Below are 25,997 nucleotides of genomic sequence, written 5' to 3'. Positions count from 1 at the left end.
TTTATAGAGGTGTTTTATAACGTAATGGAATATTTTGGCATCTTTTTTGTTCATTTGGCGAATATAATAAAGAGAGGTGATCCGATGAAAAAGCTTGTTTTCTTACTTTTGCTTTTTCTTTGCGGCTGCATGCCTGTACAGCAGCAGGAACAACAAGCAGAACAAAAAACAGAATTTGTTCCTAAAGAATGGAATTTTCACTATGCACAATTAGATGAAGAAATGAAATCGCTTTATGAAACGATGTATACAGGAATTTGTTCTTTTGAATCAAAAATCGTGCTGTCGGATGCAACAGAAGAACAATTATTAACGACCTTTCGGTGTATATTAGAAGATCATCCAGAGCTGTTCTATGTCAATACACAATATCATTATGAACTATATGCAGATCACTCAGTTGCATTTTATCCTACATATGATTACGATGAAAAAACATATAAGGAACGACTGGCAACAATCGATGAACAATGTACAGATATACTTGATCAAATTTCATCGCAGGCAGATGAAGAGGAGGTTGCTGCCTACATATACCGATATCTCATCGAACATACGGCATATCAGAAAAATGAACATGATCAGCAGATGGACAGCGTCTTCTTACAAGGAGAAAGCGTTTGTGCGGGGTATGCGAAAGCCTATCAGTATTTGATGCAGAAGGCAGGTATTCCTTGTACAACAATCAGCGGAGAATGGATCGACGAAGGTGAAACCAGTCTTGATACCAGCGAAGGACATGCGTGGAATTTGATCTCTTTACAGGATGATTGGTTTTATGTGGATGTGACAAGCGGAGATATCGTTGATTATGGTCCTCACACCTGTTATCAGTTTTTTAAATTATCCACGCAAGAAGCCAGTATGATGTATGCTCCTACCGATCTTGTCCCACAAACCAAAGATCCGACGCAAAGCTATTTTCAAAGCCGTCATCTTTATCTGGAAAGCTACGATGAACAAGTGCTGCAGCTAGCAATCGATGAAATGAAACGACAGGGAGACGGTGTTTTGGAGCTTCGTACAGAAGCATACGGCAGTGAAAGATTAAAAGCGGAATTATTAAAAGATAACCGTATTTTTCAGCTGCTTGCACAAAATGGAATCTATGTCGATACATTGGGCTATGCTGCTATAGAGGCATTGGGATCTTTGGAATTTTATTATGAACCTATATCATAAGAAGGTTTCATTTGTGAATCAAACCTTCTTATGATATCATCTTTAAGAATGGAGGGGAAATGATGAAACAGGTGGAATTATTAGCGCCTGCTGGTGGTATGGATTCTTTGCAAGCTGCCATACAGGCCGGCTGCGATGCGGTGTATCTGGGCGGCGAAATGTTCGGTGCACGTGCGTTTGCCTCAAATTTTGACCGTCAGCAGATACAGGAAGCTATTCGATATGCACATCGTTATGGCGTGAAAGTCTATGTGACGATGAATACATTGATTTATGATGATGAGATGGAAGAAGCTGTACAATATGCCCGGTTTCTTTATACACATGATGTGGATGCATTGCTGATCCAGGATATCGGTCTCTGTGATCGAATACATCAAGAAATGCCGGATCTCGAATTGCATGCTTCTACACAAATGCATATCCACAACGCACAAGGCGTGGAAACAGCAAAAAAACTGGGTATTTCCCGTGTCGTCGTTCCCCGTGAAAGTACGATAGAAGAAATTGCAGCGATGACAAAATACGATGTGGATATTGAAGCCTTTGTACATGGGGCTCTTTGTCTTTGTTATTCGGGACAGTGTTTGATGAGCTCTACGCTTTTGGGTAGATCCGGTAATCGCGGAGAATGTGCACAACCTTGCCGAATGCGCTATTCGCTGTGGGAGAAAGGACAAAATGGAGATCGGCGTATCGAAACAAAAGGAAATTATTTGTTAAGTCCAAAAGATCTGTTTACACTGCAGGAACTGCCAAGTTTGTTAGATAGCGGTATTCGATCATTGAAGATTGAAGGAAGGATGAAAAAACCGGAATATGTGGCTCAGGTCGTCTCTATGTATCGCAAGGCAATCGATGCATGGGCATCCCATCATCATTTCTCGATAAGCAAGCAAGAAACAGATGATTTGCGGCAGTTGTTCAGCCGCGGCTTTACAGATGGATATGCTTTTCATGCACCTGGAACAGCGATGATGAACCCGTTTCGGCCGAATCATCAGGGAATCCTGCTGGGAAAAGTAGTATCGGTCAGTAAACAGCGGATCAAGATCCAGTTAACAGAGAATTTGCATCAAGGCGACGGCATCCGCATCATAGGCAAAGCGGAAGATGAAGGATGCATCGTTAATCGTTTATATCATAATGGAAAACTGGTTGCGGCTGCCCACGCAGGAGAAACTGTTGAGATCGATCATAAGATCGAAGCTTGCAAAGGGGCACAAGTGAGAAAGACGACAAATGCAGAATTGCAAAATCGGATCCGTCAAACATATGCGGATGCGCGTCATGTGAAAGTGACGGTGCAAGTGCAGGTGGAAGCAGGAAAACCGTTATCTTGTCAAATAACAGATGAAGAAGGATTCCATGTAGAAGTACAAAGTGAACAAGCAGTACAGCAAGCCAAAAATGCCCCGATGAAAGAAGAAGCTTTTCAAACAGCATTTGCACAATTAGGAGATACGCCATTTCAGCTGGATACGTTTCAGTGTACGATCAGCGGGCAATGCTTTATGAGCGTTGGACAAATCAAGCAAGTACGCCGAACAGCAGTCGCACAGCTGTTGTCGAAAAGGGAACACCGGCATCCAGAGCGCCGTTTTGCTCACTATGAACGTAGTTGGCATCCTGCAACCGATCCTTTAAAGCTGTTTGCCTGTGTACAGTCGCTGGAACAGTATCAGGCATGTAAAGAAGCGGGCATTGCCAACGTGTTGACAACAAGCAGACAATTGTATAATGCTCTATATGAAAAAGGAGAAACAATTGCTTTTCATGAAGGAAATATCGTAAAAGGAAAGCAGGAAGCCTGTATGGGCGGAGAGAATGGAGCATTGTCCATGGGGCGGCAGATCGTGGATGCAACATTGAACATTACAAATAAAGCTGCAGCTGCCTTTGCCAGTGCACAAGGCGTCCAGACGATCGTTTTATCTTTAGAACATGACATGGAAAGCATTCAACAATTATGTGCTTCTTTTGCAAAAGAAGGAAAATGCCTTCCGGATTTGGCGCTCATGATTTATGGCTATCGTGACTTGATGACTTCTAGGACTTGTTTGATCAATACCTATTGCAAAGATGGCCGCAAACAAGGATGTTCTTTATGCAGGAAACATACCTATTACCTTAAAGATGAAAAGGGAAGGATCTTTCCTTTCCATAACGATGAATGTTGCAATATGCGTATCCTGCATACTTGTCCTGATGATCATATTGAGCAAATGAAACAATATCAGGCACTTGGAATCTCTTCTTTCTATCTTCGCTTTACGATCGAATCGAAAGAAGAGACAAAAAAGATCCTGCAAAGAACGCAGGAACAGATGGATCAATGAAAGAAAAAGACGGATTGTACAATGACAATCCGTTTTCTTTCACGAATTCTTTCCTTTTTGATATCCATTCCCATCTTTCTTTCCGTTTCCATTTCCATTCATGCCGGGAATGCTTGACAATGCATCGGAATCTGAATGAGAAGCAGCGATGATCTGTTCTCTTATTTCACGCATGGTCATATTTTTCACATCGTCTATTTGAATAGATGGATCCACCTCTTTCAGATCCAGATAGGCTTTGTATTTGCCATAGGAGAGACCGGAAGCGTGTGCATCCTGCAACTCTTCTGCATCTCCGCGGTAGCAGTATGTGTGTTGTGAATTGGTACAGGATCGAATCTGTTTGAGAATAGTTTCTGTTTGTGTGTCATTGCTTCCCAGTACTGCAATGCTCATGATTTCATCTTGTTCAAGCAGAGAAGCGATCATTTCATTGTTCATGATCGTATCCACTGCCTGTTCATAATCCATATAAAGAACATCCAGGGATTCTAATAGTTTTTCCCCGTCATCATTGTAGCTTTGAACACCTATCACTTGATTGAAGCGGTTAACGTTTAATTCGATGGAAGGGTTGATATCCATGCTGATGGTAGCGGTCGGTGTAAAAAATAACCATCTTCCACCAAAGAAGAGCAGAAACAAACAAGCGATGGCTGGAATCAGTGCACGTTTAGTAGACGAACCATGTTTGGAATGGTGCTGGATCTGCTGCATCACATATTCTTTGGTCTGTGTTTTGGTTTGTGTATCTGCATGTATTTGATCAAAAGTTCTCTTGATTCTTTTATTCATCATCATCACCTCCAAGCTGTTTTTTTAGCAGTTGCTTGGAACGCGTCAATAAGGTATAGATCGTATTGACATTCTTGTGTAAGATCTTGCTGAGTTCTGGTGCCGTATATCCTTCATAATAATGCAGATAGACTACATCGCGGTATTTTTGCGGAAGGGATAAAACTGCCTCTAAAACACCTTTATCGTCATTTTGCAAGGCTGAAGCTTGTTCCATGACCTCTTCCAAGGAGATCGTACGGTTGCGAAAGAAGCTTTTTAATAGATCTTTACAAGCATTGATCGTAACGCGGATCAGCCAGGCTTTTTCATGCTGTTCATTTTCAAAAGTTCCTTTGTATAAAGCGTACTTTAAAAAGACAGTTTGAAATATGTCATCTGTATCCGCATGATTCTTTAAATGCAGCATACAAATGCGCCAGACCATGTCAGAATAGCGTTCGATTGCCTGATTGATTTCTGCTTCACTTCGCATACCTCTCACCTACATTCTAATTTCTGCCTCTTCGATATTGGTTTCCAGAACCATCTAATGGTCTGGATGCATAATGATCACAAATGCCGTCTTGATCTTCATCTGTATATTGATAACTTTGTCCTCTTCCTACCCCTGGACTGCCTGCTTGCCCACGGGCACTGTTTTGTTGAAAGTGATCACAGATACCGTCCTGATCTTCATCTACGTAATTGTTGCCTGTGCCATAGTTGTCACAGATTCCGTCTTGATCATTGTCTACATATCCGTTGGATGGCTGGTTACAATTGGAAATGGCAGACTGCATGACAGCAGAAGTATCTTGTAAATAATCACAGATACCATCCTGGTTCACATCAACATAATTGTTTCCCCCGCTGGTCTCGGCAGCAAATAATACGGAAGTTCCAATAGAGAGTGTCGTTGCGCCAACGATCATTCCAAAAACAACTTTTTTCATTTTTTTATTCATTGTATTTCCTCCTTTGCGGTTTTCTTTTTTACCCGCCTTCACTTATACTACGAATGAAAGGGAATAAACCATTCAAAAAAAGAAAAAAATAGGAAATTCAACTTCATTATAGCATATGGGACAGATTTCTTTTGGAAAGATAAGAGAAGGGAAGTCATGATTTACAAAACAGGGTTTCAATTATATAATAGGCAATAGAAATGAGGTTCCATTTTCGTTACAGGAACATGAGAAGTGATGACTTCTGTATGCATGCACAGAGGCCATTTTTAAAAATACATGTATATGTCAATTTGCTTCCGCTATAATAAGAAATTAAGAGGTGCCCATTTCTGCATGTTATTAAGATCACAGTCAGGTATAAGATAAATGAAAAATAAAACAGTCACTAAATTTACTTCCCGTATGGTAGTGGGATGCATCGTTTCAATATTGTTAGGAAAATGGCTCGATGAGCAATTTTCAACGACTCCTTGGATCATGTTTGCACTTTTGATCTACTCCATAGGTGGAAGTTTTTATTTATTGATCAAAGAAACGGGGGAAGATCCCGATGGAAGATAAGTTATACCGCTTGATTATTCGTGTTGCAGTTGGTATTTTATTTGTGATGTCGGCCATTGTATTTCTGCTTGGAAAAGATATCCTGTATATTTGTTCCATATGGTTAGGCGGTATCCTGAGCATCTTGGGATTTGTGCTGATTTTGTTTTCGACGGCCCATATCGAACGTTATGGCAATGTAAAAAGAAAAATGCTGAATGCATACATATTTCGTTATTTGATCTATTTTGTCTGCATGTTTTTAGGGGCAAAAGCTGGATTGAATATATTGTTGATGTTGTTAGGCTTTCTTTGTATCAGCCTGAGCATCAAAGGAATCACACTGTTAAATAGAAAGGAGGATTCTTAAGTTTGACCAATGAGATGATTATTCACATTGGCGGGTTATCGATTGAGCTTCACATGAGCATTCTCTTGTGGATGATCATTGGCCTTTTTGTCATGATTTTGCTTTGCTGGGCAGGGACAAAATTCAAAAAGGCAGATCCAACCAAAGCTCCTACAGGGGTCGTTCTTGTATTCGAACAGCTCGTAAATATCTGTATGGGTGTGTTAAAAGCAAATTTGACCAACAAGACGTGGAAATATCTCCCTTTTATGGGAACTGTCATGATCATGATGGTTATCTCCAATTTGTTGGGACTGCTTGGCTTGCAGTCTCCTACGTCCAATCTAACCTTGGATCTGGTTTTGGTCATGATGATGTTCTTGCTGATTCATGGGACAGATATTCGTTTACACGGCGTGATTGGAAAATTGAAAGGTTGGTGTGAACCGATTGCATTTCTGTTTCCGCTGAATGTGATTGGTGATTTGGCTTTCCCGGTATCGTTGACACTGCGTTTATTCGGCAATATGCTGGGCGGCACGATCATCGTTACACTTCTTTACATGCTGGTAAAAGCATTTATGCCCTTTACCGCATTGTTGTATGTAGTGACACCATTTTTACATATGTATTTTGATATCTTTACTGCATTTATGCAAACATATATTTTCTTTACGTTAGCATCGTATTTCCTTGGGGAATTTTGCGATCGGGAAGAAATATAAATGAAAATAGGAGGAATAAAAAATGTTTAATGAAGAATTTGTAGCTGGTATGGCATGTTTAGGTGCTGGTATTGCAATGATCGCTGGTCTTGGTCCTGGTATTGGACAAGGTATTGCAGCAAGCAAAGGTGCAGAAGCAACTGGACGTAATCCAGAAGCAGCAAGCAAGATCCGTTCCATCATGGTATTGGGTATTGCGTTGGCAGAAACAACAGGTATCTATGCCCTGGTAGTTGCTCTTCTGCTGATTTTCTTAAAGGCTTAACAACAAGATTGAGGAGGGTAATGGCCCAATGGATATTATTAATATTGACGACTATCTCAGAATCAATCTATACGATGCTGTATTGGTTTTGATCTCTACCCTCTTGATCGTTTTCATCGTAAAAAAGTTTTTTTGGAAATATGTGCACGAATATCTGGATCAGCGCCAAGCATTCATTCAGTCGCAACTGGATGAATCAAAAGCAAATTTAGAGCAAAGCGAACAGTTGAAAGCGCAATATGAAGAAAAGATGGCAAATGTGAAAGCGGAAGCTTCACAATTGATGGCCAATGCCAAAAGTGCTGCAAGTAAAGAGGCAAATGCGATCGTTTCAAAGGCACAGGAAAGTGCAAATGCGATCAAAGAAAAGGCAGCGCTGGATATTGAAAACGAGAAAGTAAAGGTCAGAGAACAGCTGAAAGAAGAAATCAGTGAAGTAGCATTTCTTGCGGCGAAGAAGATCGTGGAGAAAGAACTGGATGAAACGACGCATAAGAAATATGTGGAAGATTTTATCGAAGAAGCTGGTGAAGAAAAATGGCAGGCTTAGTTGCACAAAATTATGCAGAAGCACTGTTTGAATTGGCAAATGAGTGTGGGAAAGCGGACCATTTTAAGGAAGCTTTATGCGCATTGGATGAGACAGTCAATAACAATGAAGAATTAAAACAGTTCTTAAAACATCCAAAAATAGAGAAAAAAGAAAAAAAGGCAGTCTTGTGCCAGATCATGGGACAAGAAGATCCGTATCTTCTTCATTTTATTTCATTGTTGATCGATAAGAGCCGATTTGCTCATTTTTCTGAAATCGTAAAAGTATTTATCAAAAAATACAATGCATTACATGATATTGAAGTTGCTTACGTACAAAGCGCCAGAGCGTTAAGCGATGAAGAAAAAGATGCATTGCAGAAGATGTTAGAAAAACACACAGGCAAAACGATTGAAATGAAGACCAGCATACATAAAGAGTTGATTGCGGGCGTACGTATCAAGATCAATGATGAGGTGCTGGATAACAGCGCCGCAAAACGGCTGGAAAAAATGAAAGAAAGCGTAATCAATACAACGTTATAGAAATGTGAGGTGGCAAAAGGTGAATTTAAGACCGGAAGAAATCAGCAAGATCATCAAAGAGCAGATCAAACGCTATGATGATACACTCGAAGTCAGTGAAACCGGTACGATCATCACAGTTGGTGATGGAATTGCCTTGATCTATGGACTAGAAAATGCCATGGCCGGAGAGCTGCTGCTTTTCCCTGGCAATGTATATGGAATGGCGTTGAACTTAGAAGAAGAGCACGTTGGTGCTGTTATCATGGGTTCTGACGCCAATATCAAAGAAGGCGATGAAGTAAAACGAACAGGACGCATTGTGGAGGTTCCTGTTGGAGATTGTATGCTTGGACGTGTCGTGAATGCATTAGGACAAGCCATTGATGGAGGCGATCCGATCCAATCAGACAAGTACCGTCCAGTAGAGCGCGTGGCACCTGGTGTCATGACAAGAAAATCGGTACATCAACCGTTGCAGACGGGGCTGAAGTGTATCGATTCGATGATTCCGATCGGCAAAGGACAGCGTGAGCTGATCATTGGCGACCGACAGACAGGAAAGACGGCAATTGCTGTTGACACGATCCTGAATCAAAAAGGAAAAAATGTAAAATGTATTTATGTGGCAATCGGACAGAAAGCAAGTACGGTTGCTCAGATCGTTGAAAAGCTTCGTGCAAATGGCGCATTGGAATACACAACGATCGTTTCTTCTACAGCCAGCGAGGCTGCCCCGTTACAATACATCGCGCCTTATGCAGGTTGTGCGATCGGTGAAGAATGGATGGAAAACGGGGAAGATGTGCTGATCGTATATGATGATCTCAGCAAGCATGCAGTGGCATATCGTACAATGTCTTTATTGCTGCGTCGTCCTCCTGGACGAGAAGCGTATCCAGGCGATGTCTTCTATTTGCATTCCAGATTATTGGAAAGAGCAGCAAAATTAAATGACGAACTGGGTGCAGGTTCGTTGACTGCATTGCCAATCATCGAAACGCAGGCGGGGGATATCGCTGCCTATATTCCGACAAATGTCATTTCCATTACGGATGGACAGATCTTCTTGCAGACTGAATTATTCAACTCTGGTGTCCGTCCTGCCGTAGACAGCGGTCTATCAGTATCCCGTGTTGGCAGCAGTGCACAAGTAAAAGCAATGAAACAGGTGTCAGGAAGTTTGAAACTGGAGCTGGCACAGTATCGCGAATTACAGGCATTTGCACAATTTGGAAGTGATCTGGATCCGGCAACAAAAGCAACTTTAGATCATGGTGAGCGTTTGGTCGAATTATTGAAACAGGCGCAGTATTCACCGTTGACCGTAAGTGAGCAAGTGCTCTCATTGTTTGCAGCAAAATATAAATTCTTGCGTGATATCGAAGTGAAAGATATTGCAGATTATGAAAAGAAGATGCATGCATACATGCATGAACAACATGCGGACATCATCGCCGAATTAGATGAAAAAGAAGCAATTTCTCCAGAATTGGAGGAGAAGATCAAAACTGCGTTGGAAGCATTCAAAGACGTATTCGTTTCTTTGAAGGGTTAGTCTTATGGCTAGTAAGTTAGAGATCAAGAGTCGGATCCGTTCGGTAGATTCGACGATGAAGATCACGCGTGCCATGCAGCTGGTTGCTGCCAGCAAATTAAAAAAGTGCAAATCCCGCATGGAAGAAAATAGAGAATATGCCAAGTATCTGAAAGAAAGCATTGATGATATATTGGCAAATCTTTTTGACAGTACACATCCTTATTTGGTCCATGATGCACAAAAACCGGCATTGACCATTGTATATACCAGCGATATGGGGCTATGCGGCGGTTATAATGCCAATACATTTCGCATTCTGGAAGAGAATGTGAAAAAAGAAGATCCGATCATCATCGTAGGCAGCCGGGGCAATGCTTGGGTAAGACGGCATGGGTATCATGTGATACGATCACTGCAAGGGATCAATGAAGAAGGATATGAAGAAATTGCGGCTATAGCCCAGGAAGCTTTGCAGCTGTATGTGAACAAAGAGATTGGAAGCATTCAGGTGTTATATACGAACTTTGTCAATTCTATGACATTTGAACCACGTTTGGAAAGACTGCTTCCTGTAGATAAAAAAGAAGAGATGACTTCTAACCGGCAGTCCATGATTTTCGAACCCGCAGGGGATGCAATCTTGGATACTTTGATTCCGATGTTTCTAAAGTCGATGTTGTATAGTTATTGGCTGGAAACAAAAGCCAGTGAACAAGGTTCCAGACAAAATGCGATGGAAAATGCAACGGACAATGCACAGGATCTAAAAGAGCAGTTAGAGTTATCGTTTAATCAGGCTCGTCAAGCTGCGATCACACAAGAAATCACAGAGATCGTAGGCGGAGCGAATGCTTTGTAGCAAAGGAGACCAGCTATGAATCTGTCAAGTAAAAAAAGATAAGAATTGTCAAAATTCAATAAAGTATATTTAGGGTATACGAAAGCTCAGTTATATAAGTAGTCTTAAATAACGAATAGCTATAAATGATATATTTATATAAAAAAGTTTGTTTTATGAAAATATTGTTTGAAATTATTGGTATTCAAAGTTTGAATCAGGATGATTAAGTATCCAGAAAATGTAACGACAAAGTTTTGTTGCACAGTGTCCTAAGGCGTTGTAGTGAGACTTTCCTTGAGACTTCTTTAGCGCAAAATAGTTTTTCATAGGTCCAGGTCTTCTGGTCATATTGAAAGCTGTCCATATCAAAGCATATCTTAATAGTTTGTTTCCTCTTTTGGACATTCTAGTCGTATTTGCCTTCCATGTACCGGATTGTCTAACCTTTGGATCTAAACCTGCATAAGCTACTATCTTTTCTGGAGAGCTAAAACGAGTTATACTAATAATGGCAGACATGATATAACCGATTTCTATATCGTTAATCCCAATTAACTGATGTAAAGGAGAATCAAGCACAGTAGGATGTTCTTTGATTTCTTTTTCGATTCTATCAATCTGCCTTTCTTTTAGTTCTAAAGTTTCAATACATTGAATGATATTCAAACCAATGCTTAAAGAGTGAATTCCGATTGAAGTCTTAGCTGCTTCTTTAACAGCTTCAACTTTTGATAGAGAATATTTACCTTTAGAAGCCTTTTTAGCTAGATTCTTTAGTTTATCTATTCTAGCTTCAGATATAGAATTAGCGGTTGGATACTCCTTTAAAATAGCTCGAATAGCAGCTGTGTTGATATCAACAATGGATTCAAGTTCAGGAAATGTTCTATCGAGATATGATTTTAGCTTGATTTTCATTTTTGAAGACTCGATTATTAAGAAATGTCTTTGATTAACCAGCTCTTTCAATTCGCTGCTTAAGAATTCTTGTTCAATCAAAGATTTATATTCAAACGATAAGAACTTTGCGATGGCTCTGGAATCGATATCGTCATTCTTGGCATCACGCAAAGAAATAGATCTAAACTTACTGGTCATATAAGGGTTGATTAAAAAACACTTATATTTCTTGGAAGTTAGAAAATTGAATAAGACCTGATGATAGTGACCGGTTGATTCAAAACCAATCAGTATTTCGCAACGTTTGTTCAATTTAGAAAGAGAAGATAATAATGTTTTAAAACCTTTATCGTTATTATCAAAATGAAGTGAATCAAGAATCATTTCACCAGTAGAAGGATCATAGATACTTGCGACGTGTTCAAATTTAGCAACGTCGATACCACAAAACAGTTTAGACATAAAAAGACCACCTTTCTAGAACCTTGTCATTCTATAGTGGTCTTACTAGTGTAAACTTGCGTGACATGAAGATATCAAAACCTATCCAGCTATAAACAGATGTAATAAGATCCTATAGATTCACTCTCCTTTGAGTAGATAAACCACATAAATATATAAGAGTACTAAGGTTCTATCTACATTATATAAAAGGTTGGAAAGGAAAAGTGATATGAATGCTACGACAAGGTACATTTGTATCATACAAGAGGACATATGAGTATAAATAAAGGTAAAATTGTACAGGTCATTGGACCAGTTGTCGATATCCTGTTTGAAAGCGGGGAGCTTCCAAAGCTGTTGAATGCCATTGAGATCCCGTTAAAAGGAGAAAAACCGCTGATCGTGGAGGTAGCGCAGCATATCGGTGATGAACGCGTGCGTTGTATCGCCATGGATTCGACCGACGGCTTGGTGCGCGGTATGGAAGCCGTTGACCAGGGAGCACCGATTTCCGTACCGGTAGGTGAAGAAGTGCTGGGCCGCATGTTCAATGTGCTTGGCCGTGAGATCGATGAAAAAGAACCGCTGCCATCAACTGTCAAACGGATGCCGATTCATCGAAGTGCTCCATCATTTGCAGAACAGCAGACCAGTGCAGAAATGCTGGAAACAGGAATTAAAGTCATTGACTTGCTTTGCCCTTATGCAAAAGGTGGAAAAATTGGTCTTTTTGGCGGCGCCGGTGTAGGAAAAACGGTATTGATCCAGGAGCTGATCCATAATATTGCGACAGAACATGGCGGACGAAGCGTCGTTACCGGTGTAGGAGAACGTACGCGTGAAGGAAATGATATGTATCATGAGATGAAGGACTCCGGTGTTCTAGATAAAACCGTATTGGTTTACGGGCAGATGAACGAGTCTCCCGGTGCCAGAATGCGTGTTGGTCTAACTGGTTTGACAATGGCGGAATATTTCCGTGATGTCGAACATCAGGATGTATTGTTCTTTGTGGATAACATCTTCCGTTTTACACAGGCAGGCAGTGAAGTAAGTGCTTTGCTGGGCCGTATGCCGAGTGCTGTAGGGTATCAGCCAACGTTAGCAACAGAAATGGGCGCATTGCAAGAACGCATCACTTCGACAAAAGATGGTTCCATCACCTCTGTGCAGGCAATCTATGTACCTGCCGATGACTTGACCGATCCGGCTCCGGCAACTGCGTTTACACACTTGGATGCAAAAACGGTTTTGGATCGTGGAATCGCTTCTTTAGGTATTTATCCGGCAGTAGATCCTTTAGAGTCCAGTTCAAGGATCTTGGATCCGCTTGTAGTAGGAGAGGAACATTATGCCGTTGCCCGTGGAGTGCAGACCTTGCTGCAAAGATATAAAGAATTACAGGATATCATTGCTATCTTGGGTATGGATGAATTAAGTGAAGAAGACAAGATCACGGTCAATCGTGCCCGCCGTGTACGTAACTTCTTGTCACAGCCGTTCAATGTAGCAGAAGTGTTCTCCGGTATACCGGGTAAATATGTATCGAAAGAAGACACGATCCGCAGCTTTAAAGAAATATTGGCCGGAAAATATGATGATCTTCCGGAACAGGCATTCATGTTTGCGGGAACTGTGGAAGAAGTTGTTGAAAAAGCAAAAGAAATGGGTGCATAACGATGATCAATGTAAAAATCATCACACCGAAAGGTTTATATTTCACTGGAGAAGCAGCGCAAGTAAATGCACGCAGCGTGGAAGGTGAATTTGGCTTATTGTCGAATCACATGCCGATGGTAGCGATGCTAGCAATCAGTAAATTAGAACTTGTGAAAGAAAATGAACGCAACCGTTATGCAATAGCTGGCGGTATGCTCTATTTTCAAAACAATGAATTGCGTATCTTGACAGATTCCATTGAAAGTGAGGATGAAATCGATCTGGAACGTGCAAAAAAAGCGAAAGAGCGTGCTGAAAGACGTTTGGCTTCACAAGAAAGTGATATGAATATGAAACGGGCAGAGATTGCGTTGCAGAAAGCAATCAATCGAATTCATATCAAAGAAAATATGCCTATGTAAAAAAGTGGTCTCAAGCAGTATAAATGACTGAAGAGACCACTTTTCTGATTGCTGATTTGACAAAATAAAAAAACCCGAACCACGTTCGAGTTAGAAACTAAATGGTGGAGCGTAGGAGGATCGAACTCCTGACCCCCTGCGTGCAAAGCAGGTGCTCTCCCAGCTGAGCTAACACCCCATCTGTATATAAAAATTCAATGGTGGGCCTGAATGGACTTGAACCAACGACCTCACCCTTATCAGGGGTGCGCTCTAACCACCTGAGCTACAGGCCCGTTTCCATCGAATTGCTCATTTATAATATCACTGTGTTTGTGTTATGTCAATAAAAAAATGCATTTTTTATATTTAATATTTTCTGATGCCAGTAAAATCCAGAATAGGAGGAAATTAGTAAATCTGTAGTAGATAAATTTGGATATTCGACATTATTCGACAAAATATGCAAAATCGTTCTGTTATAGTAGCCGCGGGAGGCGATAGTATGAAAAAAGGGGAAGCATTGATCTACTATGTGTGCTATCAAGGTGATCAAGAAAAGGAGGACTATTGCATAAAACAAATGCCACTAAATGGTGCTTATTTGCAAGAATGGATACAACAGCTGCAAGAAGAAACAAATTGTCAGCGAATCGTGATCCGTAATATCATCTATTTAGAATGATGAAGGAAAAAGCAGAAGATCTCTGCTTTTTTCCTTTGCAAACGAATCTTCAAAATAAGGGAATCGTGGTATAATAAGCACTGGAATCAATCAGGAAAGGACGATGGTTAAGGTGACAAAAGTAAATATCATTTCTGGTTTTTTAGGAGCTGGAAAAACAACGCTGATCAAAAAACTGATCAAAGAAGTATATGATCAGGAACAGGTCGTATTGATCGAAAATGAATTTGGGGAGATTGGAATTGACGGCGGTTTCCTAAAAGATGCGGGCGTGGAAATCACGGAGATGAACAGCGGCTGTATCTGTTGTTCTTTATCTGGAGATTTTACGAAAGCATTGCATAAAGTAATCGAACAGTTTCATCCAGATCGTATCATCATCGAACCAAGCGGAGTCGGTAAATTATCGGATGTAAAACGTGCCGTATTGAATGTGTCCGATGTTTTGCAACTGGGAAGCAGCGCGACAGTTGTGGATGTGTTGAAATGTCAGATGTATCAGAAAAATTTTGGTGAATTCTTTAATAATCAGATCGAATATGCAGATGCATTGTTATTGAGCCGCACACAAAATGCAGATGCTCAACAGATTGAGGAGAGCGTTGCCTTGTTGCGTACATTGAATGCAAATGCGCCTATCGTGACAACGCCTTGGGAAGAACTCAGCGGAGCAGCGATTGCACAGGCATTGGAAAACAGCCAAGATCTTGGCAAGGAATTGATGGAGGAAGAAGATGTTTGTGAAGTATGCGGTCACATACATGACCATAACCATGAACATGACCATGATCATGCGCAGGAAGAAGAATGCTGCTGTCATCATGATCATGAACATCATCATCACCACCATCATGATCACGATGCAGATGAGGTCTTTACCAGCTGGGGTAAAGAAACCGTGCAGAAATATACAAAAGAACAGTTGGAAACTATCGTAAAAGAACTAGCAAAAGATGATCGTTATGGAGTCGTATTGCGTGCAAAAGGAATCGTACAGGGAGAGAATACGTGGTATTACTTTGATGTAACGCCGCAGGAATATGAAATTCGTGAAGGGGAAGCAACCTATGCGGGACGTTATTGTGTCATCGGTTCTAAATTGAAGGAAGATGCATTGCTGACTTTGTTTGAAGGCGAAAAGAAAGCAGATCGTGAAGATGCAGATGCATCCTTTACCGTTGAGGTAGACTGAAATGGCAGAATGTTTGGTATATCTGTTCACTGGGTTTCTGGAAAGTGGAAAGACGACCCTGATCCAGGAAACATTAAAAGATCCCGGATTTAATACGGGAGATGAAAAGACGCTGGTCTTATTGTGTGAAGAGGGGAGCGAACGCTATACCAAAGCATTGGCTGAGCAAGTACACGCAACAATTGTTTCTGTCAATGCATTGGAAAAACTGAATGCACCTTTTTTAGCAAAATGCGAACAGCTGTTTCATCCGGATCGTGTGATGATCGAATTTAACGGAATGTGGAGCGTAGATCAATTCCTGGATGTTGAAATGCCGCTGCGCTGGATACTGGTTCAGATCTTGTCCACTGTGGATGCCTCCACTTTTCAATTGTATTTAAACAATATGCGCAGTATCCTCTATGAACAATTACGTCATAGTGAAACGATCATATTTAATCGTTGTGATGCTTCTACGAGAACTCTGTATTTGCGTAATAATATCAAAGCGATGAACAAACGCGCACAGCTGATCTATGAAAATGCGGATGGAACGATTCGTGCAAAAGCTGAAGAGGAATTGCCTTTTGATGCCAGTGCAGATACGATCATATTGGAAGATTATGACTATGGTATCTGGTATATGGATGCTTTGGAACATCCGCGAAAATATGAGGGAAAAACGATCACTTATAATGCGAAAGTTTATCCTGTAGATGAAAATAAAGCAAATGCTTATGTATTAGGCAGAGAAGCGATGGTATGCTGCAGTGATGATACTTCTTTGATCGGACTGTGGGTATATACAAAACAGTGGAAGCCCAAACCGCTCACCTGGCAAAGGATCACCGGAAAGATCCGTGTAGAGTTTGATGAAGGTTATGGCGGGGACGTATGCGCTTTAGATGAAATCAAAAGAGAAGAATTGAAAGACCATGCAGATGAATATGTCTATTTCACTTGATCATATGCATACGTTGATCATAGGATCCATGACTTTGGATGTTTTGCTGTATATGCAAAAACTGCCTGCGACGATGGCGGATGTCAATGTGGAAGAACAGCATTTTCAAATCGGCGGCTGTGCTTATAACGTATTTCAAAGCATGCGTTATTGCGGACAATCGGCACTTCTGCTTTCTTCAATGGGAACAGGTATCTATTCACAGCAGCTAAAAGAACTGGTCCAAGAAGACCCAAATATCATTTTTGAAGAAAAAGATGCAGAAAATGGCTGCTGTTATTGTTTGATCGAAGAAGGCGGAGAGCGAACATTTTTATCGGTGCATGGTGCAGAATATCACTATCCCTTAAAAAAATTGCAGCAGGTGAGAGAAAAATCATTTGCCTATGTTTATCTATGCGGTATCGATCTTGAACAAGCAGAAAATACAGCAATCTTGTCTTGGCTGGATGGTGTGAGTGCAACTTTATTTTTCGCGCCTGGGCCTCGTGGTATTCTTCTGCAGGCTGCTGTCTGGAATTCGCTTTATGCGCTGCATCCTATCTTGCATATAAATGAAAAGGAAGCGTTTGAGCTCAGCGGTTGTCGGCAAAGGGAAGAAGCTATTCAAAAGATCTTTGCTCTGACTCAGCAATTAGTAATTGTTACACTGGGGGCGGATGGCAGTATGGCATATGATGGCAAACAGCTGGTGTATGTTCCAGCATCTCCATGCAAGGTCGTAGACTGTGTGGGTGCGGGAGATGCCCATGCAGGTGCCTGTCTTGCTATGTTAAATAAAGGAACAAGTATAAAAGAGATGTTGTTTTTTGCCAATTCGATTGCAGCGCTAGCTTTAGGTCGACATGGTTCTCTTCATCAGTAGTAAAAAGATGCGGTGCATCTTTTTTTTGTGATATTCATAGAATGAATGCAGATGCAATACATTGAAAAAACTCACAATTGATATTATAATGATGATAACGCTTACATATTATTGAAAGAAGGGGAATATCATATGGAAATGAATCAAAGCAGTTTGATTATTTTTCTTTTCGTTGTCATTGTGATTTCAATGATCGCGTTGTTGTATGCCTGTATGCTGTACCATCATGTAAAAAAAGAAGATGCAGGAAGTGCAAAGTTGAAAGAGCTGTCTTCCTTTATTTACGAAGGTGCAATGGCTTTTTTAAAACGTGAATATAAGATCATTATCTTTTTTATCGTCGCTGTTGCTATCCTGCTAGGGTCATTAGGAATGATTCCTTCTTTGCATGGGATCGACGGTGTAGGAATCAACGGAGCACTTTGTTTTGTGGTTGGTACAGTTTGCAGCGGTGCAGCAGGGTTTATCGGTATGAAAGCAGCAACAGCTGCCAATGCACGTGTTGCACAGGGAGCCAATACAAGTGGTATGGGGAAAGCACTGCATATTGCATTTAATGGCGGTTCTGTATTGGGACTTTGTGTCGTCGGCTTCGGCTTGCTGGGTCTTGCGTTAATGTTCTTGTTATTTATTGTTGTATTAAAAGATGTGCATGCAGCCATTCCTGTCGTAGCAGGATATAGTTTAGGATGTTCCTTTATTGCTTTGTTTGCCCGTGTCGGCGGCGGCATTTACACAAAAGCAGCTGATGTCGGTGCAGATCTGGTAGGAAAAGTAGAAGCGGGCATTCCCGAAGATGATCCGAGAAATCCCGCCGTTATCGCTGATAATGTAGGAGACAATGTAGGCGATATCGCTGGTATGGGATCGGATCTATGTGAATCTTATGTCGGAGCTTTAGTATCTGCAGTTTCTCTTGGCCTGGTTGTCAGCATTGGCGGAAAAGATGCGAGTCTGCAGGCTGCTATTTTTCCATTTATCATAGCTGCCGTTGGTATCATAGCAGCGATTATCGGACAGTCATTTATCCGCGTCCGTAATTGGAACAATCCGCAGAAGGCATTGAGCATTGCTACTTATGTTGCAACTGCAATCGTATTGATTGGTGCATTTGCAAGTTCTTCGATCATTTTTCATACATTGTCTCCTTTCCTTGCCGTTGTATCCGGTTTGATCGTTGGTGTGCTGATCGGTCAAATCGCTGAATATTATACCAGTGATGCACATCATCACGTAAAGGAGATTGCCCAGCAAAGTCTGACAGGCCATGCGACCAATATCATTTCCGGTTTCAGTATCGGTATGAAGTCGACCATGTTGACTGTGTTGTTATTGGCAGCCGGTATCGTATTCAGCTATCTGTTCTTCGGTATGTACGGTATTGCTTTAGGAGCGGTAGGCATGCTGTCGACGACAGGCATTACTGTATCGGTCGATGCGTACGGCCCCATTGCGGATAATGCAGGCGGAATTGCGGAAATGGCCGATCTAGATGAGCGTGTACGCGGCATCACAGACCGATTGGATTCAGTTGGTAACACAACAGCGGCAGTAGGCAAAGGATTTTGCATCGGCAGTGCTGCATTTACCGCATTGGCCATGATCGTTGCTTATGCACAAGCAGCCGGTCTGGATTCTATTTCATTGTTGGAACCAGGGGTCATCATCGGATTGATGATCGGGGCAATGCTGCCTTATCTATTTACTGCGTTGACCATTCGTTCGGTAGGAACTGCAGCGAATCATATGATAGATGAGGTTCGCCGTCAATTTAAAGCCGATCCGGGAATCATGGAAGGAAAGAGCAAACCGGATTATGCACAGTGTGTGGATATTTCAACACAGGCAGCTCTGCATGAAATGATCATTCCGGGATTGATTGCCGTCTGTTCACCAATCCTGATTGGTTTGTTGTTAGGAACAAAGGGGTTAGGAGGCATGTTGTTAGGGGCTTTGTTGTCTGCCATCATGTTGGCGGTGTTTATGGCGAATGCAGGCGGTGCATGGGATAATGCAAAGAAATATATTGAAAGCGGCAATTGCGGAGGAAAAGGTAGTGAAGCACACAAAGCAGCTGTGACGGGTGATACCGTAGGAGATCCGTTTAAAGATACTGCAGGTCCGGCAATGGATATCTTGATCAAACTGATGTCGGTCATCTCATTGATCCTGGCTCCTGTATTGCTGCAACTAACACCGATCTTAAGTTTTCTGTTCTATTAAAAATGGGTACAGCGTTAACGGCTATACCCATTTCCATAAAGTTCCATACGATCTTGTTGCAATTCTTCCTGCAGTTCTTTACTGTTTTCAATCATTTGTAATAAGGCGTCATAAGCATTTTCCAGATCTGCATAAATACCGTTTTTGTTCAATAAGTAAATATCCCGTTGGTCATCAAATGCCCAGTATTCCCTTCCATCTTCCATTTCCACTATATACACATCATAATCATCAAATTCTTCGTCATAAAGCGAGATGTCAGTAATGGAAAGAGAGGGAAAATATTGCTGTGCCAGTTCTTCTATTCTGGCTTGTACGCGAATCGGTATCATTTGAAAAACTCCTTTCGATAAACAGATAGACAATGGATGGTCCAGATTTGCGATACTGCGCTGTAAATCAACAGAAATCCAATGATACGGATCGCAAAGGAAGCTGCTTCAAATGGATAAAACAATAAAATGCAGGCAGCCAGGATCAGCACAAGCGCAAGCAATAGATTGACGCTCCATTTCGGATAGTCAGACTGTTTCAAAGCAAGGGCATAGCTGCATTCGCGTAATCCATAAAACAAGAAGACGACTCCCATCAAGAAGGGGATCGTTGAAATGATGATGTCATAACGAATGATGACAAAGATGCCTGCCAATAATAAGAGAATGGCAAGAAATAAAGTGATCGAAGAATGCAGTTCCGTAACAAAGTATTGATGCAATAATTGAAATGCATAAAACAGCAAAATGATGCCAAGCGCATAACAAGCAATCATGGATACTTTTTCAGGAAATAACAATAAAACGAATCCTATTAAGAGAAATAAAATTGCATTCAAGATCATATCTCTTTTAATATTTGAAAAGAAAATATGCATGATTCCACCAGCTTTCTGCATTCATTATATCGACACGAGCATCGAAATGCAATGCAGCTGCAGGAGAAGATTTGTTAACATACATAAAAATGAATTTTTGTAATATAATCGTTTGTATCATTGCTTGTTAAATGATCATGGATGCAAAATTCATAAGAATCGGAAAGAATCTGCAACCCCTGATTATGGCAGAATGAAAAAATCTTTTCATAAGTAGTCCCAATATCCTCATATCGTCCATGATGGATGCCAATGACACATTTCCCGCGAGGAAGTAATTGATCATGCTGTGTCTTGGATGGATCATCCACTGGCAAGAAGACCATATCCGCCTGTTCATATTCTTTTTTCTTTAATTTTTGTAAAGGAACCCGGACACCAATCTGAAAATAAATCGTGATGGCATTTTGGAAGGCACGCGTAAAGCATTTTTTAGTTGCAATGCTGATATCAGCAGTTTGATAAGGAGAAAGAACCGGTTCGCAAAGCAAAGGACATTCTTCAATAGTTGTAACATAGATCTGTTCTTTGCACAGCTCTTTTGTTAAATTTTGCAATGTGTTTCTTTTTTGTTGAATTTGTTTACGCAGTGAAGTAAGTTCCTCTATTTTTTTTGTAAGCAGGTTCTGCTGCTGCAAAAGAAGATCACAGCTGTTTTGCAGATTGCGTTCTTTCAATTGCTGCTGGATTTCTTTTAATGACAATCCGCATCTTTTTAAAATCAGGATGGTATCTAATAAATCTAATTGGTTTGCTGCATAATAACGATAGCCGTTCTGCGGATCCACATAGGCGGGTCGAAATAATCCGATCTGATCATAATAAATGAGTGTCTGCTTGGATATATGCTGAAAATGAGCAACCTCGCCAATAGAAAATAATTCTTTCATACATTTCTCCTTGTATCTTCTGAATCTGCTTTTTTTCGTATATAGCATCCACTTAGATAACCAACACTGGACAGGATGCCATATAATAAAGTGAAATTGATTATACCTGCAGAGAAAAATAGAGTGGCAGATAAGAAGAACAGCAGCATGGATATAAGCAGAATGAGCGGAGTGGAATGCCGTGTGCATCCATAAATAAAACAAGTGAGAATAGTTAATAAGGGCATTAAAAATAAAAAGATGACCATTCCTGAATCGCTGTCGGAAACCGAAAACGGCATCAAAAAATCATTGATCAGTAAGATAAAGGAAAATAAGAAAAACTTTTGATATGAAAATGTATGCTTATTATTCATGTTAAGACCCCTTTGGATTGAATAGATAATATCAGTTTAGCATATTTTCAAAGGAATGAGGAATGGGCATGACAGAAAGAGATGATAATTGCAAAATAAAATGCAGTGCGTTATACTGAGGACGAGGTGAATAAGATGAGTATATTATGTATCATGGATAATGGTTTCGAAGAATTGGAAGCTGTTGGAACGATTGCTCTTTTACGTAGAGCAGGAATTACGATCGATGTAGCGGCAGTACATGGACATGAAGCAACAGGTCGTTTCGAATTAACTTTCTCAAATTTAAAATCATTGGATGAAGTGGATGTAGACGCTTATGAAGGGGTTTTCCTACCAGGTGGTCCGCATTATCAAAAAATTGAGCAAAATGATAAAGTAAAAGGTATTTTAAAATCATTTTTTGAAAAAGGAAAACTAACTGCAGCCATTTGTGCAGGACCAACAGTGCTGGGACATCTTGGCATATTGAAAGGGAAGAACTATACATGCTTCACAAGCATGAATGAAGATTTCGGCGGTACATATGTAGACCAATATGTTGTTGTAGATGGAAACTTGATTACTGGCCGTTCTGCTGCAGCAAGCATTGATATGGCATTTGCCATCATTGCTTATGTCAATGGAAAAGATGCTTGTGAACAAGTTAAAAACTCAGTGTACTATTATTAAAAACATCCATTGTAATGCCTGTTTTCAGGTATCACAATGGATATTTTTATATGCTTTCACGACGAATGGTATCAATGATGTTTTGTTTTGCTGTAAGAAGGAAATGATAGAGCAACATTACTGCAGACAACAGAAACAAAGCAAAAGCTGCTATAAATATGACTTCAATTGGCATGTAGAAAGCAAATTGAAATTTCATTCCTAAGATTTGATAGAAAATGTAACAAAGAGGGATGGAAATCAATAAGCCATATAAAATGCTTTTACATGCGTATAACATGGTTTCAAAGAAAAGCATCTTATAAAACTGTCGTTTTTCCATGCCAATCGAAAAGTAAACAGCATTTTCTTGTGAGCGTAATGCAAAACTGTTTACAAGTGTGTTGCATACGTTGGTAATGGCGATGGCGCAAATCAAAAATAGAAAGATATATAACAGGAAGTGAAGCAGCGCTAATAATGAGGCAGTCTTTGATAATTCTGCCGTTGTGTCCTGAATAGAAGCATAATTTATCATATTGTCATGTGAATCAAGATATGTATTTATTTCTTGAATGAGTTGTGTGTGATCATCACAGCTGTAATAAATTTCGACTGTTGGTATTGTTTCCAGTTGCCTCTGTATTTTTGCGAAATAATCTTCATTCACATAGAGTGTAAGAGAAAAATCTTTTCCTGCTGCAGCATCAAGGGGATGACTTTTTTTGATTTTGTTTGCAATAGGAATCGAAATAGAAGAATCTTCCCCAGTTTCCAATGTAATTTCCTGCACATTGTCTTTTAAATAAGAGAATTGTGCATATGTGTGTTGATTGCTGTCAACTTGCATATGAGCGGTATTGACTGCAATGGCGGTATCTGTATCCAGTATTCCTAATGAGCTTCCATTTTGTTTGTAGATACTTTCGAGTGCCTGTTTATCGAGTGAAACGATAGAAACGGAGATACCAGCTTGACCGCTTGCTTTGAGATATGCAAGTAACTGTGGAGTATAATTTGTTGTTTCTGTATAGGAAACATGGATCGTTTGCGTCCGGACAGCTTGTTTTGCATATTGCATGAATAAGAGATCATCTGTATCTTTGATCTGGTCTGGGACTCTTTTATCGTATTGTATTGCGACATCGTAGGGGATCTGGTCATTGACCATTTCCGCACTTTTTGTGAAATAAGAGGATAGTGAAAAGACGGAGACAAACAGAACAAAGGATAATGTTAAAGACGTGAGTACAGACAAATAGCGCGAACAAAACCGCTTTTGATTTTTAATGCCTAAACTTGCACAGATACCAAAGATTTTATAAACCAGTTGGGATGTTTTCACTGAATGCTGTTTGATCTGAATATCTTTGTTTTGATGGATCGCATCGATGATGGAGATCTTGCCTGCATGTCTGGCCGCCATCCATGCACTGATCCATACTGTAAAAAAAGAAATGCAAATACTGGTACATAAAAGGAGCGGATCAACAGCAAATAGAAAAGACAGGTTATCTAGTAATTGTGCAAATGAAACTTCAATATAATGAAGTGCGCCAGCAGTTGCAATCAAGCTGATGAGCGTTGCGACTGCAATGGTGGGTACTGAAAGAAAGAAAGCTTCTAAAAATACACTTAATTCTTTTTGTTTTCTGGTTGCGCCGATGCTTGCCATCATGCCTAAATAACGGCTGCGCTGACTAAGAGAGATGGAAAAAGAGTTGTGTATGACAATAATGGAAGAGAGGGCAACGATCAAACAGACAACAATGGTCAGCATGCGAATCATGAAGACAAGTTGTGTATCACCGGCAACTCCTTCATATAAGAGAAGATATTTGTTGTAGCTTAGTGAAGGGCACTTTATCTTCGCATATAGCTGTTGTGCATGCGTATAGATGCTCTGATTGATCTCTGTGTCTTGTACATAGACATCATAAGCCGCATTCGGGGCCAAATGATCCAAGGCACTGATGATTGCATAACCGGCAGTTGTGTAGTGGGCAGTATACGAATCATCGTAGATGCCGACAATTTGAAAACTTTCTTCCTGCAACGGTTGAAAATATTCTTTTGTTGGATCATAGGAAGTGTTTTGATAAAGGGATTCATCGGACTCATTGCTCAAACGATGACCATAGGTTGCGCTGATCCTGTCATTGATCTGCTGATGAAACTGCTTGTTTTTTGTAAGGGACAAAGGAATCAAGATTTCATTGCTGTTTTTTGGATAGCGACCTTCCGTCAGCTTATATGGAAGAATATCAAATCCCTCTTTATTCACTGCGCTAAGATAGAAATAAGGCTGCCGTGTATTGTACACTGTACCTTGCAAATAACCAATGGACTGCGTAATGGCTGTCGTTTTGCTTCGTGTATCATTTTGGATGGCTGAAATGGAGTTCCCGTTTACTCCCTGATAAAGAACATGCCAATTGCCGCTGGAGCGAATTTCCCGTTCTTTTAAAGTAATGAGGGTGCTGCTGGCCAGTGTAGTGACGCTGACCAGTATAACGGTTGACAAAAAGATGGCCAGTATGCTGGCAATGGTACGCCACCGGTTCATTTTTAAGGAGCGTAAAGTGATTTTGGCAATTAGTTTCATCTGCGGATCACCTCGTCTTTGACGATGCTTCCATCCTGCATGGACAAAATACGGTCTGCTTGTAATGCAATGTTGTGGTCATGTGTGATCAAGATCAATGTCTGATGATATTCTCTGTGAAAATGATGGAACAGCGATAATATTTCTGCACTGTTTTTCGAATCCAGATTTCCGGTCGGTTCATCCGCAAGGATGATGGAAGGTTTGTTAATGAATGCGCGAGCAATGGATACCCGCTGTTGTTGCCCTCCTGAAAGTTGATTTGGCAGATGCTGCAATCGATCTTGCAGACCGAGGGTATCAACCAAAGATCGGAAATAGGAAGAATTACCTTGCCGTCCGTCTAATAATAAAGGGAGCATGATGTTTTCTTTGACATTTAAAATAGGAATAAGGTTATAAAACTGATAAATTAAGCCTATCTGCCGTCTGCGAAATATAGCTAACTGCGATTCTTTCATTTTAGAAAGATCCTGTCCATCAACAATGATTCTTCCTGCACTAGGTACATCCACACCGCCCAGCAAATGAAGCAGTGTGCTTTTGCCTGAACCGCTGGGTCCGACGATTGCGATGAACTCCCCCTGTGTAACGGAAAAGCTGACATCATTTAAAGCAATCACGCGATTCTCTTGTTGTCCGTAATATTTTGATACATGTTCGACTCTTAATGTTTCCATCGTATCCTGCCTCCTGTTTTTTTTCAGTATGTCAGATCAGGATGACA

At 40.6% G+C, this 25,997-nt stretch carries 28 protein-coding genes and 2 tRNA genes; 18 read left to right on the top strand and 12 right to left on the bottom strand.

Features of this window, described 5'->3' with window-relative positions:
• Positions 1–84 precede the first annotated feature (84 nt).
• Together BQ9859_RS01605 and BQ9859_RS01600 are read left to right on the top strand one after the other, a co-directional pair.
• Positions 85–1,182, top strand: a complete 1,098-nt coding sequence (locus BQ9859_RS01605; RefSeq protein WP_161941272.1) for a transglutaminase domain-containing protein — start codon at positions 85–87, stop codon at positions 1,180–1,182.
• Between the two features lie 62 nt (positions 1,183–1,244).
• Positions 1,245–3,521, top strand: a complete 2,277-nt coding sequence (locus tag BQ9859_RS01600; RefSeq protein WP_161941271.1) for a U32 family peptidase — start codon at positions 1,245–1,247, stop codon at positions 3,519–3,521.
• Positions 3,522–3,560: 39 nt separating this feature from the next.
• On the opposite strand, the gene BQ9859_RS01595 is transcribed toward BQ9859_RS01600, so the two are convergent.
• Genes BQ9859_RS01595 through BQ9859_RS01585 form a run of 3 tightly spaced genes read right to left on the bottom strand, consistent with a single transcriptional unit; the run spans position 3,561 to position 5,263 of the window.
• Positions 3,561–4,316 carry an anti-sigma-I factor RsgI family protein gene (locus BQ9859_RS01595; protein ID WP_075876460.1) on the bottom strand — a complete coding sequence of 252 codons (756 nt, stop codon included), beginning with the start codon at positions 4,314–4,316 and terminating at the stop codon, positions 3,561–3,563.
• A complete protein-coding gene (locus BQ9859_RS01590; RefSeq protein WP_075876458.1) occupies positions 4,309–4,791 on the bottom strand; it encodes an RNA polymerase sigma factor in 483 nt (160 codons plus the stop codon). Before BQ9859_RS01590 ends, BQ9859_RS01595 begins: the two co-directional genes overlap by 8 nt.
• A gap of 16 nt (positions 4,792–4,807) precedes the next feature.
• Positions 4,808–5,263, bottom strand: a complete 456-nt coding sequence (locus tag BQ9859_RS01585) for a hypothetical protein (RefSeq protein ID WP_075876456.1) — start codon at positions 5,261–5,263, stop codon at positions 4,808–4,810.
• A 369-nt stretch (positions 5,264–5,632) separates the two neighbouring features.
• On the opposite strand from BQ9859_RS01585, the gene BQ9859_RS01580 reads away from it, so the two are divergent.
• The 8 genes from BQ9859_RS01580 to atpG are packed head-to-tail and all read left to right on the top strand — an operon-like array spanning position 5,633 to position 10,600.
• Positions 5,633–5,827 carry an AtpZ/AtpI family protein gene (locus tag BQ9859_RS01580; RefSeq protein ID WP_075876455.1) on the top strand — a complete coding sequence of 65 codons (195 nt, stop codon included), beginning with the start codon at positions 5,633–5,635 and terminating at the stop codon, positions 5,825–5,827.
• Positions 5,817–6,176, top strand: a complete 360-nt coding sequence (locus BQ9859_RS01575) for a hypothetical protein (protein ID WP_075876453.1) — start codon at positions 5,817–5,819, stop codon at positions 6,174–6,176. Before BQ9859_RS01580 ends, BQ9859_RS01575 begins: the two co-directional genes overlap by 11 nt.
• A 2-nt stretch (positions 6,177–6,178) precedes the next feature.
• The gene (atpB, locus tag BQ9859_RS01570; protein ID WP_235846367.1) at positions 6,179–6,880 is read left to right on the top strand and encodes a F0F1 ATP synthase subunit A; all 702 of its coding nucleotides are present in this window, start codon (positions 6,179–6,181) and stop codon (positions 6,878–6,880) included.
• 22 nt (positions 6,881–6,902) lie between these two features.
• A complete protein-coding gene (gene atpE, locus BQ9859_RS01565) occupies positions 6,903–7,145 on the top strand; it encodes an ATP synthase F0 subunit C (RefSeq protein WP_075876451.1) in 243 nt (80 codons plus the stop codon).
• 28 nt (positions 7,146–7,173) lie between these two features.
• On the top strand, positions 7,174–7,695 hold the full coding sequence (atpF, locus tag BQ9859_RS01560) for a F0F1 ATP synthase subunit B (RefSeq protein ID WP_075876449.1): 522 nt from the start codon (positions 7,174–7,176) through the stop codon (positions 7,693–7,695).
• Positions 7,683–8,222 carry a F0F1 ATP synthase subunit delta gene (locus BQ9859_RS01555; RefSeq protein ID WP_075876448.1) on the top strand — a complete coding sequence of 180 codons (540 nt, stop codon included), beginning with the start codon at positions 7,683–7,685 and terminating at the stop codon, positions 8,220–8,222. The genes atpF and BQ9859_RS01555 overlap by 13 nt, the downstream gene beginning before the upstream one ends.
• Positions 8,223–8,241: 19 nt before the next feature.
• A complete protein-coding gene (gene atpA / locus BQ9859_RS01550; protein ID WP_075876446.1) occupies positions 8,242–9,759 on the top strand; it encodes a F0F1 ATP synthase subunit alpha in 1,518 nt (505 codons plus the stop codon).
• 4 nt (positions 9,760–9,763) lie between these two features.
• Positions 9,764–10,600: an ATP synthase F1 subunit gamma gene (atpG, locus tag BQ9859_RS01545; RefSeq protein ID WP_075876444.1), complete on the top strand. Its 837-nt coding sequence runs from the start codon at positions 9,764–9,766 to the stop codon at positions 10,598–10,600.
• Between the two features lie 174 nt (positions 10,601–10,774).
• On the opposite strand, the gene BQ9859_RS01540 is transcribed toward atpG, so the two are convergent.
• Positions 10,775–11,944, bottom strand: a complete 1,170-nt coding sequence (locus BQ9859_RS01540) for an IS110 family RNA-guided transposase (protein WP_075876442.1) — start codon at positions 11,942–11,944, stop codon at positions 10,775–10,777.
• Between the two features lie 255 nt (positions 11,945–12,199).
• On the opposite strand from BQ9859_RS01540, the gene atpD reads away from it, so the two are divergent.
• Positions 12,200–13,603: a F0F1 ATP synthase subunit beta gene (gene atpD, locus BQ9859_RS01535; RefSeq protein ID WP_075876441.1), complete on the top strand. Its 1,404-nt coding sequence runs from the start codon at positions 12,200–12,202 to the stop codon at positions 13,601–13,603.
• Positions 13,604–13,605: 2 nt separating this feature from the next.
• A complete protein-coding gene (locus tag BQ9859_RS01530) occupies positions 13,606–14,007 on the top strand; it encodes a F0F1 ATP synthase subunit epsilon (RefSeq protein WP_075876439.1) in 402 nt (133 codons plus the stop codon).
• 102 nt (positions 14,008–14,109) lie between these two features.
• Here the strand turns inward: BQ9859_RS01530 and BQ9859_RS01525 are convergent.
• Positions 14,110–14,185 (bottom strand) — tRNA-Ala (locus BQ9859_RS01525).
• A 20-nt stretch (positions 14,186–14,205) separates the two neighbouring features.
• A tRNA-Ile gene (locus BQ9859_RS01520) sits at positions 14,206–14,282 on the bottom strand.
• Between the two features lie 209 nt (positions 14,283–14,491).
• Here BQ9859_RS01520 and BQ9859_RS01515 point away from each other — a divergent pair.
• The 5 genes from BQ9859_RS01515 to BQ9859_RS01495 all read left to right on the top strand — a co-directional run bounded on the left by BQ9859_RS01515 (position 14,492) and on the right by BQ9859_RS01495 (position 19,897).
• Entirely contained in the window at positions 14,492–14,671 is a 180-nt protein-coding gene (locus BQ9859_RS01515) for a hypothetical protein (protein ID WP_075876437.1), read from the top strand.
• Between the two features lie 112 nt (positions 14,672–14,783).
• Positions 14,784–15,863 (top strand): CobW family GTP-binding protein, encoded by a 1,080-nt coding sequence (locus tag BQ9859_RS01510; protein WP_075876560.1) that lies wholly within the window; start codon positions 14,784–14,786, stop codon positions 15,861–15,863.
• A gap of 1 nt (position 15,864) precedes the next feature.
• Positions 15,865–16,809: a TIGR03943 family putative permease subunit gene (locus tag BQ9859_RS01505; protein WP_075876435.1), complete on the top strand. Its 945-nt coding sequence runs from the start codon at positions 15,865–15,867 to the stop codon at positions 16,807–16,809.
• Positions 16,781–17,674 carry a carbohydrate kinase family protein gene (locus tag BQ9859_RS01500; RefSeq protein ID WP_083662595.1) on the top strand — a complete coding sequence of 298 codons (894 nt, stop codon included), beginning with the start codon at positions 16,781–16,783 and terminating at the stop codon, positions 17,672–17,674. The genes BQ9859_RS01505 and BQ9859_RS01500 overlap by 29 nt, the downstream gene beginning before the upstream one ends.
• Positions 17,675–17,806: 132 nt before the next feature.
• On the top strand, positions 17,807–19,897 hold the full coding sequence (locus BQ9859_RS01495; protein WP_235846366.1) for a sodium-translocating pyrophosphatase: 2,091 nt from the start codon (positions 17,807–17,809) through the stop codon (positions 19,895–19,897).
• Positions 19,898–19,911: 14 nt separating this feature from the next.
• Here the strand turns inward: BQ9859_RS01495 and BQ9859_RS01490 are convergent, their stop codons facing one another.
• From BQ9859_RS01490 to BQ9859_RS12500, 4 genes are all read right to left on the bottom strand, one after another.
• On the bottom strand, positions 19,912–20,229 hold the full coding sequence (locus tag BQ9859_RS01490) for a hypothetical protein (protein WP_075876433.1): 318 nt from the start codon (positions 20,227–20,229) through the stop codon (positions 19,912–19,914).
• Positions 20,226–20,729 (bottom strand): DUF308 domain-containing protein, encoded by a 504-nt coding sequence (locus BQ9859_RS01485; protein ID WP_235846365.1) that lies wholly within the window; start codon positions 20,727–20,729, stop codon positions 20,226–20,228. The genes BQ9859_RS01490 and BQ9859_RS01485 overlap by 4 nt, the downstream gene beginning before the upstream one ends.
• Positions 20,730–20,842: 113 nt before the next feature.
• Entirely contained in the window at positions 20,843–21,658 is an 816-nt protein-coding gene (locus tag BQ9859_RS01480) for a MerR family transcriptional regulator (protein WP_075876429.1), read from the bottom strand.
• Positions 21,655–22,014: a hypothetical protein gene (locus BQ9859_RS12500; protein ID WP_075876427.1), complete on the bottom strand. Its 360-nt coding sequence runs from the start codon at positions 22,012–22,014 to the stop codon at positions 21,655–21,657. Before BQ9859_RS12500 ends, BQ9859_RS01480 begins: the two co-directional genes overlap by 4 nt.
• A 135-nt stretch (positions 22,015–22,149) precedes the next feature.
• On the opposite strand from BQ9859_RS12500, the gene BQ9859_RS01470 reads away from it, so the two are divergent.
• Positions 22,150–22,686, top strand: a complete 537-nt coding sequence (locus BQ9859_RS01470) for a DJ-1/PfpI family protein (RefSeq protein WP_075876425.1) — start codon at positions 22,150–22,152, stop codon at positions 22,684–22,686.
• 46 nt (positions 22,687–22,732) lie between these two features.
• Here BQ9859_RS01470 and BQ9859_RS01465 read toward each other — a convergent pair whose 3' ends face one another.
• Entirely contained in the window at positions 22,733–25,270 is a 2,538-nt protein-coding gene (locus BQ9859_RS01465) for an ABC transporter permease (protein WP_075876423.1), read from the bottom strand.
• Positions 25,267–25,950: an ABC transporter ATP-binding protein gene (locus BQ9859_RS01460; protein ID WP_075876422.1), complete on the bottom strand. Its 684-nt coding sequence runs from the start codon at positions 25,948–25,950 to the stop codon at positions 25,267–25,269. Before BQ9859_RS01460 ends, BQ9859_RS01465 begins: the two co-directional genes overlap by 4 nt.
• Positions 25,951–25,997: the final 47 nt, after the last annotated feature.

The sequence above is a fragment of the Merdibacter massiliensis genome (assembly GCF_900155395.1).
Taxonomy (GTDB): Bacteria; Bacillota_I; Bacilli_A; order Erysipelotrichales; family Erysipelotrichaceae; genus Merdibacter; species Merdibacter massiliensis.
The sequence above is the reverse complement of the archived record's forward strand: the minus strand, read 5'-3'. Positions and strand labels throughout refer to the sequence as shown.